Raw genomic sequence first — 16,799 nt, forward strand, 5'->3', positions numbered from 1 at the left:
ACACCCGTCAACGGTCCTTCTAATACACAATGATCCGGTCGGCTGACGCGAACAGGTCCACCATCCTTGCCAGCGGAATGGGGGTCACCGAAGCGTCAACACCGTTGATCGCACCATGCCCCCGATCATCGGGAGACCGCCTCCGCGGCGTTCCGCTGCGCGACTCGCTGTTCCATCCATGAATAGAGCACCGGCAGGACCACGAGCGTCAGCGCCGTGGAGGAGAGCAACCCACCGATGACGACCGTTGCGAGCGGACGCTGAACCTCCGAGCCCGGCCCGGTGACCAGTAAGAGGGGCGTCAAGCCCAAGGCCGCAACCAGCGCGGTCATCAACACCGGACGAAGCCGCAACACGGCTCCTTGCCGCACGGCCTCTTCGAGCGCCGCGCCTTCCTCGCGAAGGTGATTGAAATAGGAAATCAAGACGACGCCGTTCAGGACGGCGACACCGGACAGCGCGATGAAGCCCACCGAGGCCGGCACCGAAAGATACAGGCCGCCGCTAAAGAGCGCCGCGAGGCCGCCGACCATCGCAAAGGGAATCGTGAGCAGGATCAACGTCGCGTGCCGGACGGTGCCGAACGTGAAAAAGAGCAGCAAGAAGATGAGGCCGATGACGGCCGGCACGACGATGGCCAGACGCGCCATCGCCCGTTGTTGATTTTCGAACTGGCCGCCCCAGATCAGATAATAGCCGGGAGGCAAGCGCACCGCGGACGCGACGTTCGCCCGCGCTTCCTCGACCGTCCCCACGAGGTCGCGGTCGACCACGTTGAATTCGATCACGATCCGCCGACTTGCCTGCTCGCGGCTGATTTGCGCCGGTCCTTCCACCACCCGAATGTCGGCCAATTCTCGAAGGGGAATGCGGGACCCGTTGGGTGTCGTCACCCATAAGGCGGCGATGGTTTCCACATCGGCCCGCCGCTCGTCGGGAAACCGCACCACGATCGGAAAGCGCCGTTGCCCTTCGAACAGCTCGCCCGTCTCAATGCCGGCCCCGATGGCCTCAATCACTTCCGTCACGTCGGCCACGTTGATACCATAGCGCGCGATCCGGGCGCGGTCGATCTCGATCTTCAGATAGTACAGGCCGGAGACCTGTTCGATCCGGAGATCGGTGACGCCTCTGACTTGTCTCAGCGTGTGCGCGATCTCTTCGGCCTTGGTTCGCAAGGTCGGAAGATCGTCGCCGAACAGCTTGACGGCGACTTGTGAGCGCACGCCCGACACTAACTCATCCACACGCATGGCGATGGGCTGAGACAAGCCGAAAGTGATGCCGGGGACTTGCGCGAGCCGGCGCCGAACCTGCTCTTCGATCTCGGTCTTCGAGCGCGCCTGCCATAGCTCTCGCGGTTTGAGCAGGACATACATGTCGGTCAATTCCATGCCCATCGGATCGGTGCCGAGTTCATTGGCGCCGGTCCGGGAGACGACCGACGACACCTCCGGGATGGCGAGCAACACTCGTTCGACGTCACCCGAGATCTTGAGTGATTCCGTAAGCCCGATGCTGGGCAGGCGCACCACATTCACGACGATGGCGCCTTCGTCCATGATCGGCACGAATTCCCGGCCGATGAACGGAATCAGCGCCAGGCCTGCAGCCAGCAGGCCGAGTGCTGCGACCACGACGACGCGCGACCGCCGCAGCGCGACCCCCAGCACACGCTGATACACGCGCCGCAGTCCTTCCAGCAGTCGTCCTTCTCCGCCGGTCGTACCAGTCCGCATGAGCACCGCGGCAAGAACCGGCACGACGGTCATGGACAGGATCAACGAGCTCAACAGGGCGAGCACCACTGCGATCGCGAGCGGGACGAACATCTTGCCCTCCATGCCCTGGAGGGTCAGCAGCGGTATGAAGGTCAGCGCAATGATCAATTCGCCGAACAGACTGGGCCGCCGGACTTCCAGCACCGCGCGTAAGACGAGAGGCAATCGGCCGATGAGTCCGAGCGACTGGGAGGCGGATGCTCTGCTCAAATAGCACTCGACGTTTTCCACCTGCACGATCGCGGCATCGACGATCATGCCCAGCGAAATGGCGAGCCCGCCCAACGACATCAAGTTCGCCGACAGGCCGACCTGTTGCATGATCAGGAAGGTGGACAGCGTCGCCAAGGGCAGCGTGAGCGCAACCACTATCGCGCCACGGAAATTGTGAAGAAAGAGGTACAGCACGAGGAGGACGACGCCCGCTCCCTCTAGGAGCGCCCGCTCGACGGTCTCGAGCGCTCGTGCTACCAACTCGATCCGATCATAGAACGGCGTGACGGTCACCCCGGACGGCAGGACGCGGTTGATCAGTTCGACTTGCTCTTTCACGCGTGTGACAATTTCCCGGCTGTTCCCCCCTCGTAACATGACCGCGATCCCCTCGAGCACCTCGCCTTTGCCGTCACGCGTGACGCCCCCCAACCGGATTGCATGTCCTTCGCGCACCTGAGCGACATCCCGCAGATACACCGGGGTTCCCTTATGCGCAGCTACGACGATCTGTTCCAGATCGCCCATGGAGCGGGCGAGTCCCACGCCGTGGATGACGAGCTTATCGCCGCCTTGCTCGATGTAGCTGCCACCCGCATTCTGGTTGTTCCCGGTAACCGAGGTCGTCACTTGCCGAAGCGTGAGGCCCAGGCTGGTCAGACGATCCGGATCGACGACCACCTGGTACTGCTTGGCCAATCCACCAAGGGTATCCACGTCGGCCAGCCCGGGGACGGCTCTCAGCATCGGCCGAATCACCCAGTCCTGGAGCGTCCGCAAGTCCATCAGACTGTGTCCCTGACCGCCTACGACATACATATAGACTTCGCTCAGGCCGGTGCTCACGGGACCAAGGACCGGTTCGACTCCCACGGGCAACCGGCTCCGCGCCTGGATCACTCGCTCCAAGACCAGTTGGCGCGCGAAATAGACGTCCACGTTGTCTTCGAACACGACAGTGATGACCGAGATGCCGAAGCGGGAAATGGAGCGCAGTTCGGTTTTCCCCGGCAGATTGGTCAGCTCCAGCTCCAGTGGAAACGTCACAAGCCGCTCGATTTCAGGCGGTGCGAGGGAGGGTGCCCGGCTAATGATCTGCACTTGCACCGGCGTGATATCCGGAAACGCGTCAATCGGGAGGTGACGAAAGGCGAGCGCGCCAGCGACGATCAGACCGAGCGCGGCGAGCAGCACGATGAGCCGTTGTTCGAGCGCGGCGCGGATCAGCCGTTCAATCATAGCGGGCCTCCCGCCGGCATCTGCTCACGCAGCAGCTCGGACTTGAGCGCGTAGCTCCCTTCCGTGACGACCTCGTCGCCGTCCGCCAGGCCGCCTGTCACTTCCACATAGTCGCCCGCGCTCTGTCCGATGGTGATCTCCCGCCGCTCGAACCGGCGCGGTCCGACGACCAGAAAGGCAACGGTGCGGTCCCCCACTTGCTGCAGCGCGGCCCGCGGCATGGCCAAGACGGGCTGTTCCTCGATGATCAGGCTGACCTCCGCGAACATTTCTGGCCTCAGCCGCCGATCCGGGTTCGGGACATCCGATCGCATCATCACTGTGCGCGTAGCCGGATCCACGACCGCCGCCACATAGGTGATGACTCCGCGAAAGACGTCCTTCGGATAGGCTGCCACGTGCACCTCGATCGGCAACCCCTTCCGCAGATGTCCCACCTGGTGTTCCGGAAAATCCGCGCGGACCCAGACCGTCGAGAGATCGGCCACCGTGAACAAGACCTTGGTCGGATCGACGACTTCACCCACGGTCGCATTGCGCTCAATGACTTCGCCGGTAAACGGAGCGCGCAGCGGGACCTGGGCAACCTGGGCGTGCGGCAAGTCTTTCCGTGCGAGCCGCGCAATTTCACTTTCTTTCATGCCGAGCAGGTGAAGTTTCTCCTCCGATTCGTGCACATCCGCCAGGGAGGTCTCATACTCGGCTTCCCGCCGCTGGTACTCGGCCTGACCGATCGCGCCCCGCTCCAGCAGGACCTTGGCGCGATCGAGGGCTTTCTCGGCCACCCCGAGGCGCGTTCTGGCCTTGCGATATTCCAGTTGCGTCTCCCCAAACGCAGGGCTGTCCAGCAAGAGCAGTCGATCCCCCGTCTTCACCCGGTCGCCCAGATTCGCATACACGGCCACGATCCGGCCCGGTACCCGTGGGCTCAAATGCGCCAGCCGATTTTCATTGGGCAGAATTTTCCCCGCCTGCGCCTTCAACACGACTTTCAGAGGTCGGACGCCGACCCGGTCAGTCTTGAGACTGACGAGGGTCAGGCTGCCTTCGGGCAATTCCAATACCACTGGACCGGTTGGAGCCGTCGAACCGCTGGGCTGTTTGGCTGGCTCCTCTTGCCGGCCCTGACAGGAAAGAGGTCCGGTGGCGAAGAATCCCACCAGCATGACCAGTACTGTGATCCGACCAGTCCGCATCACGGCGCAGGTCATGGGAGTTCTCCTATGGCGCGATCCAGACGCGCGAGCGCGATCGAGAGATCGGCACGGGCCTGAGCGTACTCGAGCAGCGTTTGCCGGTAGACCCGCTGGGCATCGAGGACTTCGAGCAAACTGGCCGTGCCATGTCGGAAGCTGAACTGGGCAATGTCCAGCGCCTCCTTCGCTTGCTTGAGCAATCCCTCTTCGAAGACCCGGATCTGCCCCTGGGCAGTCTGGACTTCCTGCGCGTGCTGCGTCACCGTCTGCTCGAGCTCGTTCTGCACACGGAGACGCTCAGCTTCGGCCCGCCGCTGCGCCCCAAGGGCCACTCCGATTTCTCCCTGGCGGCGGTACCAAATCGGAATCGGCACGCTCAGACCCGCCGTGAGGGATTCATCGCCCGCCTCCCGGTGATATTGTCCTTGCACCGAGACAGTAGGAATCCGGGACGCGCGTTCCTGCACGACTTGCGAGGCCGCCTGTTCCACCAATTTCTGATGACGCCGAATGACGGGATGGCGTTCCACGGCGCGGGCGATCAATGCCTGCCGGTCCAGCCCCGGACGGACCGAGGCAAACTCGCCGCGGATCGTAAAGCCTGGCCCCAGCCCTTTGCCAGTGAGCACATCTAGTCTCGCTTGCGCCACGACCAAGGCGTTCTCCGAGCGATCCACTTCCTTCCGGGCCTTCTGCACTTCAACCGTGGCTTTGATCCCTTCGAACCTCGCCGCTTCGCCGGTACTCACCTTCGCCTGCACGACGTCGGCCACCTCCTCTACCGTGCGGAGATTCTGTTTGGCCAGGTCCGCATCCTGCTGAGCCAGGAGCAACTGATAGAAGGCCACCTTCACCTCGGCGACGACGGTCAGCCGCGCCTCTTCCAAGCCCGCATAGGCACTGGCCAACCCCGCCTCGGCCGCTCGTTGCCGCGCCGCCCGCTTGCCCGGCCATTCGAGCGGTTGCTCGACGGTAATCGTGCGCTCCGTGATGGTCACGCCCGTGCTGGGGTCACGGATCGCGCCACGGCCTGCCGAGCCGCTGATCGATGGGTTGAGGTATGCACCCGCTGCGACACGTTGGCCCTGGGCTTGCTCCAATGTTCCCTGTGCTGCGGCGAGAGTCGGATTGCTGGTGAGTGCCAATTCAATCACCTCATCGAGCTGGAAGACACGAGCATCTCTGTTGGCGGACGCCGACTCCCCGTACCAGATGCTGCCGAGAAGCGAGGTAATGCCAATCAGACACATGGTCCTGTATTGCATGATAGCCCTCCCCATTGCCCGCATGGCTGGGCAATGCTAACTGTTGCGTTGTGTGAACGGCTACGTGTGAAGTGTCAGAGGCTGAGGGGAGGATGAAAGAGGGCCACGACGAAGGTCGGCACGTACAGCGTAGAACTCATGCTCACATCATCTGCAAGTGGGGATAGGATTTCAGGAGCAGGAAGCGACACTGCCTGGAACACAAAATGGCAAGGACACCCATCATCCGTCACGCCCCCATCGGGAGATGGAGAAAGATCCAAGGTTTCAACGAAGGCCGCGGTGGATCCGAGTTGCCACTCTCCAAGACAAGTCAGGCCGGTCAATTGGACTCCGAGTAGGAGAATCAGCGCGACCAGTAGCACATTTACGTTTTGCCCTTTTAACACCGGCTATGTCTCCAACTCCGTAGTGACGATAATATAGCATAGCCTCTCGCGCAAGGCTGCACATTCCTTACTTAATACACGATCACTCGATCTGCCTCGCTGAACAACTGCACCATCCTGTCTAGCAGGATCGGTGACACAGCGGGCGCGACCCGCGCCGGATCGATCTTGTAGAGCAGCATCATCGTCCGGTTGCCGTAGATTTCGACGCCCATCTTCTTGAGAAACTCCAAATACTCGCCGTAATCGTGCGGCACCTGTTCCAGTGGAACGCCCATCTGCTCGGACAAGCTCTGCCGCTCTCGTTCAGGAAGCCCGGCACGATCCAGCGCAGTGGAATCGGACCCGATCAATCCTCGGAACCAGCCGAAGCCTTTGGTCACCGAGGTCACCGCGCTGGCATCCACAAGAATCGTGACCTTATGTCCGGCTTTCACCGCCGCCCAGGCGACGTTCGGCACGGCGCAGATCTGCGCGTCGTCCTCCGCCAGCGAGGTCTTCATGTGGATGAGGATCCGGGACGGGTTCGTCTGTTGCGCCTCCACCGAAGTAGTCTCGATAAGCAGGCTCACGATCAGGGCGCCGATTGCGCCGTAGCATCTCGCACTCATTCTTCCTCTCCTCTGTGTATCCCGCCGCCGGGATTGTCGTGAGCACAGCAGGCGGCGGGTTGATCCAGCCGCCGCTCATTCATCGCTTCCTTGTACGCCGCATAGGCTTTGAGCGCCCATTCCTCCCCCGGGCATCCCTGCATCGTCATGGCGACGTTCAGAAACTCCAGGAGTTCGTCCCGCGTCGCGCCTCGTTCGACCGCCATGCGGACATAGGCGTGGATGCACGGTTCACAGCGGATCGCAATTGAAATCGCCATCGCCGCCAATAGCTTGTACTTCGCCTCGACAGCCGCGTCCCGATAGGTTTCCTGCCGCATGCGCAAAAGCCCGCCGGTCACTGTAGGGCTGAAGCGACGCAACTCCTGAAACAGATCCCCTGATTTTCGATTCATGCTTTGCCGCTCAAAGGCACAGACGATCCGGGATCGTCGCCCATAGACCGGATGGGTGGTTCCCGCAGGCTCAGCTTGTGCGCGTCGTATGACCGAGATGGCCCTTCCGTTCTTCCAAACTCTTCAAGATCGGGCACTGATCGGTGGGCCGACCGGCGCGGCACGCGCGGATTAAGCCGTCGAGCGCCCGCGCCAGCGCTTGGAGGTCTTGGACCTTGGCCTTCACTTGCGCCAATTTCGCTTCCGCTCTTCGTTGGACATCCCCGCAGCGGGCGGTCGAACGCACCGTGAGACCCAGCAACTCGCCGATCTCGCGCAAGGTGAATCCGAGCGCCTGCGCATTCTTGATAAAACGCAGGCGTTTGAGCGCGTCCCCCCCGTACAGCCGGTAACCGGACGGCTTGCGGTCTTCCGGCCGAAGCAGCTTGCGCCGCTCATAGTACCGGACCGTCTGCACATTCACTCCGGCCACCTTGGCAAGTTGGCCGATCGTCAGTCCCAAAGCCATGACGAGACCTTCTAGTGCACGATACACCTTGTACTATGGTACCGAGTCAATAGACTTCCCATTGTGCCCGTGTCCACCGGGTCGCTGGTTATATGAAACGGGCGACCGGTGTCCAATGCTCCGGTCGCCCGTTTCCACTCTGGCCCTTGCTTATCCAAAGAAGCTCTGCACCCACTGCCAGACTGTGGCTGCCGCCTCATAGGGGCAGAAGCCGAGCGTTTCGACCCAGGGACACATAAGCCTCACCTCCTTTCCTAGCGCGCTAGGCTGATGCTACACCTTGTACCCTGGTACCGAGTCAAGGGATAGAAACCGTGGCCAATCACCCGCCGATCTGTAAGAATCGCTGACCATGGCCGACCTATTGCTTTGACTGCTACATCCAGTCACCGGTTTGCTCCGTATGGAGTGTGAGCCGGCTTACAGACGCCGTCCGTCGGAGGCCATATTGTTCGCCTTTACGGGATTGACGGGAGTTGCGGGGATTGATACATAGACGCATCTTTTTTACTCCACATTCCGAAGGAGAGCGATCCATGACGGTCGAAAATGTCTCGGAACTCGTCAGCGAGCGTTACGCTCGAGCTGCAGCGACGGGGGAGCAAATGTGCTGCCCGAGCGGCTACAACTTCGAGGATCTTGGGCGGTTCATCCCGGAAGAAGTGTTGAGAATCTCCTATGGTTGCGGGACTCCAGCCGGCCTGGAAACGGTTCGTCCCGGCGAAACGGTCCTGGATATCGGGTCGGGCGGGGGCATTGATTGCTTTGAAGCCTCGCGCCGGGTCGGCCAGACCGGCCGGGTGATCGGCATCGATATGACCGACACCATGCTGGCCATTGCAAGACGCAACGCGCCCATCGTCGCGGCCAACCTCGGCTACGAGACGTCGAATGTTGAATTCCGCAAAGGCATGGCGGAAGCCATGCCGGTCGAGGATGCCACTATCGATCTCATCATTTCGAACTGCGTCATCAACCTGGCGCCGGACAAGCGCAAGGTCTTCCGCGAAATGTATCGCGTCCTCAAGCCCGGCGGGCGCTTCACGATCTCCGACATTGTCGCCGACCAGGCCGTGCCACAATACCTGGTCCATGATACGGAGAAGTGGGGCAACTGCCTGTCCGGCGCCCTTCAGGTCGGCGAATATATCGGCGGAATGCTGGAAGCGGGCTTTCGCGGGGTGCATCAACTCAAAGCCATGCCCTGGCAGTCGATTGACGGCATTCACTTCCTGTCGATCACGCTGACCGGCTACAAGCCGCCCGCCGTGGCCGAGACTCCCGAGGCGCGGTTCGCCACCCTAGCAGGTCCGTTCAGCCGGGTGACCGACGAGCTGGGTAACCTGTATAGGCGAGGCATTCCCCGACAGATCGACCCGGTGACCGCCCAGTTATTCAGCCTGCCGCCGTTTCGTGACCTGTTTTTCTTGTCGGAGACGCCGGTCGTCCTCGAGCCGTCGGACCCCCGCTGGTTGGCCGTGTTGCCCGAGCAGAAGCCCTGCGTCTGGCAAGGGCACTTCGCGATCTTCACCGGCCCCTTCGCCGAAGTCGAGGACGACGATCACCACACCTTCCGGCGAGGCGTCTCGTTGGAAATCTGTTCCAAGACATTGCACGTCCTCCAGACCGACGCATACCGGCTCCACTTCGCGATCATCAACCGTGCGACCTCCGCGGTCTCGGGTGCGGAGGTCGCATGCAAACCGACGGGCGGCTGTTGCTGACCATGGGATTGACCCTGTTGGCTCGCCAGAGTCCGCTCGCTTCGACTCACGAACAACTCCAGATCCTGGAAGGTTCCTCCTGTCGGCCGTTCGAGACCAGGCTGGGTGAAGCCGGCCTGCATCCTCTCCGCGCCACCGGCATCACGGTGTTTCAGATCAACGTCGGCAAGCTCTGCAACCAGACCTGCCGGCACTGTCATGTGGACGCGGGACCGGATCGCCGCGAGGTCATGTCCCGGGACACGGCGGAACTCTGCATTCGGGCGCTCGCCATGACCGAGATTCCGACGGTCGACATTACCGGCGGCGCCCCGGAGCTCAACCCCAACTTCCGGTGGCTCGTCGAGCAGGCCAAGGCTTTGGGGCGCCATGTCATGGACCGCTGTAACCTGTCCGTCTTGCTGCTTCCCTCCCAAGCCGACTTGGCCGAGTTTCTCGCCCGACATCGCGTGGAAGTGATCGCCTCCCTGCCCTACTATCGCGCGACGCAGACCGACGCGCAGCGCGGCGAAGGGGTGTTTGAGAAATCGATTCAGGCGTTGCAACTGCTGAACCGAGTCGGGTACGGACAGGAGGGAACCGGGTTGTCGTTGAACTTGGTCTATAACCCCGTCGGCGCGTTCCTCCCTCCGAAACAGGAGGCGATCGAAGCGCAGTTCCGCCGAGAGTTGTCCAGCCGGTACGGCGTCACGTTCAACCGTCTCTACACCATTACCAATATGCCGATCAGCCGCTTCCTGGAATTTCTGCTGGAGAGCGGAAACTATGAAGGGTACATGGAGCGTCTGGCGAATGCCTTCAACCCCGCCGCGGCCGCCGGCGTGATGTGTCGGTACACCCTCTCGGTCGGCTGGGACGGCAGCCTTTACGACTGCGACTTCAATCAGATGTTGGCCTTACCGGTCGATCGCAGAGCGCCTCGCCATATTCGCGATTTTGATCCAGCATTCCTGCACCACCGCCTGATCGTGACCGGAAACCACTGTTACGGTTGCACGGCCGGCTCCGGTTCTTCATGCGGCGGCGCCGTCACCTAAAAAGGTTGACCGGTTCCGGGTTCGAAGCTCGAGGCTCCAACCGGCCGTACCCAAGACTTCGAACCGCGAACATCGAACTTCGAACCACACCATGGAGCTTTCGCTCGTTATCCTGCCCCTTGTGCTCGCCCTGGCGTTCGCCAACGGCACCAACGATGTGTCGAAAGCCATTGCCACGTTGGTGGGCAGCGGCGTCACCAATTACCGAACGGCCATCGCTTGGGGAAGCGCTTGGACCGTGATCGGCGCCGGTGCGTCAGGGCTGATGGCCACGGCGATGGTTAAGACGTTCAGCGTCGGACTGCTCATGCCCGACGTGACACCGCCGCCGGCATTGGCTGTGGCGGTGCTCATCGGCGCGATGACGTGGGTGCTCGTTTCGTCCCGGACCGGCCTTCCTGTCTCGACGACCCATGCCCTCACCGGCGCGATCGCCGGCGCCGGGCTGGCTGCATTCGGAAGCCCGGGACTGGTCTGGCCGGCCGTCATCGAGAAGATCGCGCTGCCCCTTCTGCTCAGCCCGTTCTTAGCTCTGATGATCTCCGTCCTGATCCATCCGGCCATCCGCTTCCTCGCCAGCCGATGGGAGGGAGCCTGTCTCTGTCTTATGCCGGCGTCCCGCGCGCTGGTCACCCTTGATGCCAAAGGGATGACCCGCACGCTGTTCCAAGCGACCGGTTTCGGTCAGCCCGTTGTGGCGGTGCCGGCCCAGTGTGACCGCGCCGGTCTGCGCGGTCTGGCCATCGGTCTTGACAGCATCCATTGGCTCTCGAGTGGACTGGCCTCACTGGCACGCGGCACCAACGACGCGCCAAAGGTTGCGGCGATGCTCCTTCTCGGCAACGCCGCGGCGTCATGGCCGAGTCTCCGCTTCCAAGTCGCCGCCTTCGCCGCGGTCGCCGTTGCGATGGGATTGGGCAGTTACCTGGGAGGCCTTCGCGTCACCGAGGTCCTGGCCGAAAAAGTGACGCGGATGGATCATGCCGAAGGCTTGTCGGCCAACCTGACGACCTCTTCCCTGGTTCTGGTCTCCGCCACGATGGGTCTGCCTGTTTCCACGACCCATGTCAGCGGCTCGGCGATCATCGGCATCGGATTGCTCAAAGGCCTGCAGGCCGTCCGCTGGAATACCGTCCAGGACATGGTCCTGGCCTGGATCGTGACCCTTCCCGCCTCCGGACTCATGGCTGCTTTGGCCTTCCTCGCGCTGAGCAGGCTCCTGTGAGGGCAGGCCTGTTCAAACAGAATCGGCTGATATTCTTTGCCGGTGTGCTCCTGGCCCTCGGTCTACTGGCGATTCCTCGGACCGGCGTCGAGGCGTTCGAGTGGGTACCGACCGACGAGGAGATTCAGAAGTACCGGCGCAGTTGGAATCCGCTCTCGAACGGCCCGATGTTCATCAGCGGCGGGGACCTCCATCCGGAGGGACAGTTCACCTACCATCCTTTCATTTTCTCTCAGATCAGCGAGAAGCGCTTCGGCAACGACCTCACCGTGAACCGAACGACGTCGCCGACGCATTCCTACCAGGTCGCTCCGGTCGTGACCATGGCATACGGCATCACCCATCACCTGGAGCTGAACATCGGCTTATCGGGTTCTGCCTTCTGGGCCCGCAGTACGCAGCAGTTCAACCAAGGCAACGGCGGCCCTTGGACCACCGACACGGGCCTCGGCGATACGCAAGTCTATTTGAAGTATCGCCCGATCGTACAGGACCTCGAGGGCTGGCGGCCCTCCGTGACGACCTTTAACATGATCGTGTTACCGACAAGCCGGTGGGTCACGGGCACGGAGAGCCCGCCGGGTGGGTTCGCCCCCTTAGGCCGCCTCCTTGCAAGCCAATTCGGCTCATTGACCTGGACGGAGGGCGTCATGCTGCGGAAAAATCTTCAGCCGTTTCGCATCAGCGGCGGAGTATTTTATTCCTACCACTGCCCCGGCAGCGATGCCGGTCAGACCACGTATCCGGCAGACATCATCAATACCCGGCTCATCATCGAGCATATCCTCGACGGCGCCCAAGGCTTCGGATACAACCTGGAATTGGTGGGGTTTCACGGGCTGACTTGGCGCGCCGACGGGCACCACATCAATGTCGGAGGGAAAAACGGCTTCAACTCGTTGGGCGTTCAACCCACGATTCAGTACCGACTCGGAGAGCAGTGGGTCGGCGCCCTCGGTTGTTTGTTCACCGTGGCCGGTCAAAACACCCTGGACGCCTTCTTCCCCAATTTGTCCATCTACTATTCTTGGCTCCTCCGGAAATTGTGTGGGTCCAACCTGGGGCCGGGTCGGGCGGCGTCGCGAATCGCGGAGGTGCGGGCACCGCGACTTGGCGGGCGGCGACGGTGCGCGAAGCGCAGGCCGAGGACTGTTCGCCGCTGGGTTCGCGCGCAGCGCCGAAGCCAGCAAGTTCCGCAGGCCAGGAGAGGCCCGCTTAGTGCGGTCGCGCCGGAGCGTCTGAGCAGCGCAGGCCGACCCGGCCCCCTGTCAGAAACAGCAGATGCCACGAACCCCTGGTGACAACGGTGTACCCACACAGAATCCGGAAGAGCCCTATTCTTGGAGCAAGAGCTGAACAATTATCGTGCGATGTCGGCGCCGGTTCAGGGGTGTCGGTTCAGGGGTTGCCCTCGTCTCTTCGGTCTGCTAAGGTGCCACTTGTATGGTGTGGGACCCCAAAGACCCTTGGACGAAACGCAGCGACCCGCTTGAAGATGCGCTGCGCCAGGCGCAGGCACAACTGCGCCAGATGGTGCCGTCGCGCGGCCTGCGCTCGGTGTTTTTGATCATCCTGCTGATCGTGCTCGTGTGGCAGGCGACCTTCATTGTCGCGCCGGACGAAGAAGGCGTGGTGAAACGGTTCGGCGACGTGGTCCGGGTGGTCGGTCCCGGCCCTCATTTGAAAATCCCTTTCATCGAGACGGTCCTGCAACCCAAGGTGGCCAAACTCCATCGGATCGAGGTCGGCTTCCGCACGGACCGGCAGGGCCGCCAGCAGATGCTACCGCAGGAAGCCTTGATGCTCACGGGCGATGAAAATATTCTGGCCATCGAGTTCATCGTCCAGTACAAGATCAAGAACGCGCGAGAGTATCTCTTCAATGTCGCCGAGATCGAAGAAACCATCGGCAAGGCCGCGGAAGCGTCGATGCGCGAAGTGATCGGGAAGAGCAAGATCGATGAGGCCCTGACCACCGGAAAGGCGCAGATCCAGCAGGATACGCAGACGCTCCTGCAGGGCATCCTCGACCAGTATCAGGCCGGCGTCCAGATCGCCGCGGTTCAGTTGCAGGATGTCGACCCGCCCGAGGCGGTCGTCGCGGCGTTCAAGGACGTGGCGAGCGCCAAGGAAGATCGGGAGAAGCTGATCAACCAGGCGCAGGGATACCGGAACGACATCATCCCGAGGGCTAAAGGCGAGGCGGCCCAACTGGTGAACCAGGCCAAAGGCTTCGCCCAGGCCCGGGTGAATCGCGCCCAGGGCGAAGCGAATCGTTTCTTGAAAACGTTGAAGGAATACAACCAGGCGAAAGAGATCATCAGCAAGCGGATCTACATCGAGACGCTCGAAGAGATCATGCCCAACGTGGAAAAGGTGATCATCGACGGAAAGGCGGGCGATCGGGTGATTCCCTACCTGCCGCTCGATCGTTTACCGAAATCTTCGGGGACGTCCGCCGGCGAGGAGAAGAAACCGTGACCAAGCAGAATCTTCTTGTTGCGCTGATTGCCGTCGTCGTTCTCCTGTTCCTGCTCGGCGCTTCGCCGTTCTTCATCGTCGACATCACGCAAACGGCGATCGTCGTCCAGCTTGGCAAGCCGGTTCGCAATGTGACGATGCCCGGGCTTTACGCCAAGGTCCCGTTCATCCAGGAAGTCACCTACTTTGACAAGCGCCTGCTCGACTACGATTCCTCCGCCCAAGATGTGATCACGCAGGACAAGAAAACGATTCTGATCGATAACTTCGCCAAATGGCGCATCGTCGATCCTTTGAAAGTGTACCAAGCGTTCCAGAGTCAACGGGGCGCGCTGCAGCGGCTTCATGACATTATCTATTCCGAACTGCGGGTCGAATTGGGCCGACATGACTTGTCCGAGATCGTCTCCAAGACACGGGCCGAAATCATGAAGGTGGTGACGGAACGTTCCAACGAAAAGGCGTCGGCCTACGGTATCGAAATTCAGGACGTCCGGATCAAGCGCGCGGACCTGCCGGAACAGAACGAGAAAGCCGTGTTCGCCCGCATGCAAGCGGAACGCGAACGTCAGGCCAAGCAATATCGAGCGGAAGGGGCTGAGGAAGCGCAGAAAATCCGGTCCGAGGCGGAGAAGGATCGCGAAATTATTCTGGCGGAAGCCTATCGGGAGGCGGAGGAGCTCCGCGGCGAGGGTGACGCCAAGGCCTTCAAGATTTACGCGGATGCTTATAGGCAAGATCCTCGGTTCTTCGAGTTCACCCGGTCCATGGAAGCCTACAAGAAAACCTTCAACGGCAAGTCCACCGTGGTCATGAGCCCGGACTCGGAATTCTTCAAGTACCTCAAACAGCGCTGATCGGCTTCAAGACAATCCCACGATCTCTCCAGTTTCTGCATCAAGGTCGATTCGCTCCCCTGCCGGCCGTTTGGGAAGGCCCGGCATCAGTTGAATGCCCGAGCAGATCGCGGTCAAGAATCCGGCGCCAGCCAGGATTCGGACCTCTTTGATCGGAACGATGAACCCCGAAGGCCGGCCTTTCACCGTTGGATCATGCGAAAGTGAAAGAGGAGTCTTGGCCATACAGACGGGAAACGTTCCGCAACCCAGTTGCGTTGCCCGTTCGATCTGGCGCTCGGCTTGCTCGCTGTACGAGACCCCGGCGGCTCCGTACATCCGAACGGCGATGGTTTCGATCTTCCGCTTGATCGACCAGCCGTCCTCGTACAACAGCGAAAAGTCTGAACGCTGTTGACAGACAGCCATCACGGCTCTGGCCAACTCCTCGGCGCCTTTTCCACCGTCCGCCCAGTGAGTCGACACCGCCGCACCCGCCGCCCCGGCCGCCAACGCCCGATTGCGGACCAGTTCCAGCTCGTCCTCTCGATCTTCCGGAAACGCGTTGACCGCCACTACGGCCGGAATGCCGAAGGCTTTGACGTTGGCGATATGTTGATCCAGGTTAGCCAGTCCCTTTGTCAAAGCTTCTCGGTTCGGGCCTGTCAGGCCGACCGGCAGCGGGGCGCCAAGTTTGACCACGCCCCCTCCGCCATGGAGCTTGAGCGCGCGAAGGGTGGCGACCACAACCGCCGCGTCGGGACGGAGACCTGATATCCGGCATTTGATGTTACAAAATTTTTCGGCTCCCAGTTCGCTGCCGAACCCGGCTTCCGTCACCACATAGTCAGCGCAGCGTAGCGCGATCGCATCGGCCAGGATCGAGCAGTTGCCATGTGCGATATTGCCGAATGGGCCCGCATGGATCAGCGCGGGCGTCCCTTCCAGGGTCTGCAGAAGGTTGGGCAGCAGCGCGTCTTTCAGGAGAACGGCCATGGCTCCAGCGCAGCGCAAATCTTCGGCCGTCACAGGCCGCCCCTCCTTTGCCACTCCCACCATAATCCGGCCGAGGCGGCGCCGTAAATCCTGACGTCCCGAAGCCAGCGCCAGCACGGCCATCACCTCTGACGCCTCGGTGATGACAAATTGCGCGTCCCGATCGCCCTTGACGCCCTGGCTTGCCACGGCGATCCTTCTCAGGGTTCGGTCGCTGACCCCCATCGCCCGCGGCCAGGTGATCTGTGTCGGGTCAAGATTCAAGGTATTGCCGTGGTACACATGGTTGTCCAGAAACGCTGAAAGGAGGTTGTGGCTCGCAGTAACGGCGTGCGCATCTCCTGTTAGGTGCAGATTGACATCCTCCATAGGAATCACTTGCGCCCTGCCTCCGCCGGCTCCTCCCCCCTTGATTCCGAACACCGGGCCCAAGGACGGTTGTCGCAAGGTCACGATCGCCCGATGACCGAGCCGCCACAATCCCATCGAGAGCCCGATGGCGGTCGTTGTTTTTCCCTCTCCCATCGGCGTCGGGTTGATGGCCGTCACCAATACGTAGCGCGCTGGAGAACGATGGGCGAGCCGCTCAAGGACCGACAACTCGACTTTGGCTTTGAATTTCCCGTAAGGAATCAGCTCGTCTCTTGCAAGATCGATGTCCTGACCGACTTCCTCAATCAGACGAGGCTTCACCGACCGCGCGGTCTCCAAGTCACTCATGCCGACTCTCTTTCGAATGGTCCGGCCGGCAACGTCCGAAGTTGCCGGAGAGTTTGTTTCGGCGGCCCATGCTCACGTAAAAGGTAGACTACGACAAACGGGGAACGCAGTCCATGCCGGGGTGGGACCGCGCATCATGTCTTTGTCGGTTTGGTTGATGGGAAGAGGAAGGAGAGACTGAAA

Annotated in this window: 13 protein-coding genes; 6 read left to right on the plus strand and 7 right to left on the minus strand. The window is 61.5% G+C overall.

What is annotated here, in order from left to right:
* Positions 1-125: 125 nt before the first annotated feature.
* The 6 genes from AB1555_14770 to AB1555_14795 form a co-directional block, all read right to left on the minus strand.
* The gene (locus AB1555_14770; protein MEW6247959.1) at positions 126-3,233 is read right to left on the minus strand and encodes a CusA/CzcA family heavy metal efflux RND transporter; all 3,108 of its coding nucleotides are present in this window, start codon (positions 3,231-3,233) and stop codon (positions 126-128) included.
* On the minus strand, positions 3,230-4,444 hold the full coding sequence (locus AB1555_14775; GenBank protein MEW6247960.1) for an efflux RND transporter periplasmic adaptor subunit: 1,215 nt from the start codon (positions 4,442-4,444) through the stop codon (positions 3,230-3,232). Before AB1555_14775 ends, AB1555_14770 begins: the two co-directional genes overlap by 4 nt.
* Entirely contained in the window at positions 4,441-5,694 is a 1,254-nt protein-coding gene (locus tag AB1555_14780; protein ID MEW6247961.1) for a TolC family protein, read from the minus strand. The genes AB1555_14775 and AB1555_14780 overlap by 4 nt, the downstream gene beginning before the upstream one ends.
* A 460-nt stretch (positions 5,695-6,154) precedes the next feature.
* A complete protein-coding gene (locus tag AB1555_14785) occupies positions 6,155-6,694 on the minus strand; it encodes a hypothetical protein (protein ID MEW6247962.1) in 540 nt (179 codons plus the stop codon).
* A complete protein-coding gene (locus tag AB1555_14790) occupies positions 6,691-7,089 on the minus strand; it encodes a carboxymuconolactone decarboxylase family protein (protein ID MEW6247963.1) in 399 nt (132 codons plus the stop codon). Before AB1555_14790 ends, AB1555_14785 begins: the two co-directional genes overlap by 4 nt.
* Positions 7,090-7,159: 70 nt before the next feature.
* The gene (locus AB1555_14795) at positions 7,160-7,597 is read right to left on the minus strand and encodes a heavy metal-responsive transcriptional regulator (protein ID MEW6247964.1); all 438 of its coding nucleotides are present in this window, start codon (positions 7,595-7,597) and stop codon (positions 7,160-7,162) included.
* A gap of 536 nt (positions 7,598-8,133) precedes the next feature.
* Between AB1555_14795 and AB1555_14800 the strand changes: the two genes are divergently transcribed.
* The 6 genes from AB1555_14800 (at position 8,134) to hflC (ending at position 14,921) form a co-directional block, all read left to right on the plus strand.
* On the plus strand, positions 8,134-9,321 hold the full coding sequence (locus AB1555_14800) for a methyltransferase domain-containing protein (protein MEW6247965.1): 1,188 nt from the start codon (positions 8,134-8,136) through the stop codon (positions 9,319-9,321).
* Positions 9,294-10,358, plus strand: a complete 1,065-nt coding sequence (gene arsS / locus AB1555_14805) for an arsenosugar biosynthesis radical SAM (seleno)protein ArsS (GenBank protein ID MEW6247966.1) — start codon at positions 9,294-9,296, stop codon at positions 10,356-10,358. Before AB1555_14800 ends, arsS begins: the two co-directional genes overlap by 28 nt.
* 91 nt (positions 10,359-10,449) lie before the next feature.
* Positions 10,450-11,583, plus strand: coding sequence for an inorganic phosphate transporter (locus AB1555_14810; GenBank protein ID MEW6247967.1), 1,134 nt, complete (start codon positions 10,450-10,452; stop codon positions 11,581-11,583).
* Complete coding sequence (locus AB1555_14815; protein MEW6247968.1) at positions 11,580-12,884, plus strand: hypothetical protein; 1,305 nt, start codon at positions 11,580-11,582, stop codon at positions 12,882-12,884. The genes AB1555_14810 and AB1555_14815 overlap by 4 nt, the downstream gene beginning before the upstream one ends.
* Before the next feature lie 142 nt (positions 12,885-13,026).
* On the plus strand, positions 13,027-14,064 hold the full coding sequence (hflK, locus tag AB1555_14820; GenBank protein ID MEW6247969.1) for an FtsH protease activity modulator HflK: 1,038 nt from the start codon (positions 13,027-13,029) through the stop codon (positions 14,062-14,064).
* The gene (hflC, locus tag AB1555_14825; protein MEW6247970.1) at positions 14,061-14,921 is read left to right on the plus strand and encodes a protease modulator HflC; all 861 of its coding nucleotides are present in this window, start codon (positions 14,061-14,063) and stop codon (positions 14,919-14,921) included. The genes hflK and hflC overlap by 4 nt, the downstream gene beginning before the upstream one ends.
* A gap of 6 nt (positions 14,922-14,927) precedes the next feature.
* On the opposite strand, the gene AB1555_14830 is transcribed toward hflC, so the two are convergent.
* Positions 14,928-16,616, minus strand: coding sequence for a formate--tetrahydrofolate ligase (locus AB1555_14830; GenBank protein MEW6247971.1), 1,689 nt, complete (start codon positions 16,614-16,616; stop codon positions 14,928-14,930).
* Positions 16,617-16,799: the final 183 nt, after the last annotated feature.

The organism is Nitrospirota bacterium, from assembly GCA_040755395.1.
GTDB lineage: Bacteria > Nitrospirota > Nitrospiria > Nitrospirales > Nitrospiraceae > DATLZU01.

Excerpts from the sequence above, each read along its gene's own strand:
- AB1555_14780 (MEW6247961.1), bottom strand. The coding sequence starts at position 5,694 with ATGCAATACAGGACCATGTGTCTGATTGGCATTACCTCGCTTCTCGGC.
- arsS (MEW6247966.1), top strand. The coding sequence starts at position 9,294 with ATGCAAACCGACGGGCGGCTGTTGCTGACCATGGGATTGACCCTGTTG.
- AB1555_14775 (MEW6247960.1), bottom strand. The coding sequence starts at position 4,444 with ATGACCTGCGCCGTGATGCGGACTGGTCGGATCACAGTACTGGTCATG.
- hflK (MEW6247969.1), top strand. The coding sequence starts at position 13,027 with ATGGTGTGGGACCCCAAAGACCCTTGGACGAAACGCAGCGACCCGCTT.
- AB1555_14790 (MEW6247963.1), bottom strand. The coding sequence starts at position 7,089 with ATGAATCGAAAATCAGGGGATCTGTTTCAGGAGTTGCGTCGCTTCAGC.
- AB1555_14795 (MEW6247964.1), bottom strand. The coding sequence starts at position 7,597 with ATGGCTTTGGGACTGACGATCGGCCAACTTGCCAAGGTGGCCGGAGTG.
- AB1555_14770 (MEW6247959.1), bottom strand. The coding sequence starts at position 3,233 with ATGATTGAACGGCTGATCCGCGCCGCGCTCGAACAACGGCTCATCGTG.
- AB1555_14800 (MEW6247965.1), top strand. The coding sequence starts at position 8,134 with ATGACGGTCGAAAATGTCTCGGAACTCGTCAGCGAGCGTTACGCTCGA.
- AB1555_14810 (MEW6247967.1), top strand. The coding sequence starts at position 10,450 with ATGGAGCTTTCGCTCGTTATCCTGCCCCTTGTGCTCGCCCTGGCGTTC.
- AB1555_14785 (MEW6247962.1), bottom strand. The coding sequence starts at position 6,694 with ATGAGTGCGAGATGCTACGGCGCAATCGGCGCCCTGATCGTGAGCCTG.
- AB1555_14830 (MEW6247971.1), bottom strand. The coding sequence starts at position 16,616 with ATGAGTGACTTGGAGACCGCGCGGTCGGTGAAGCCTCGTCTGATTGAG.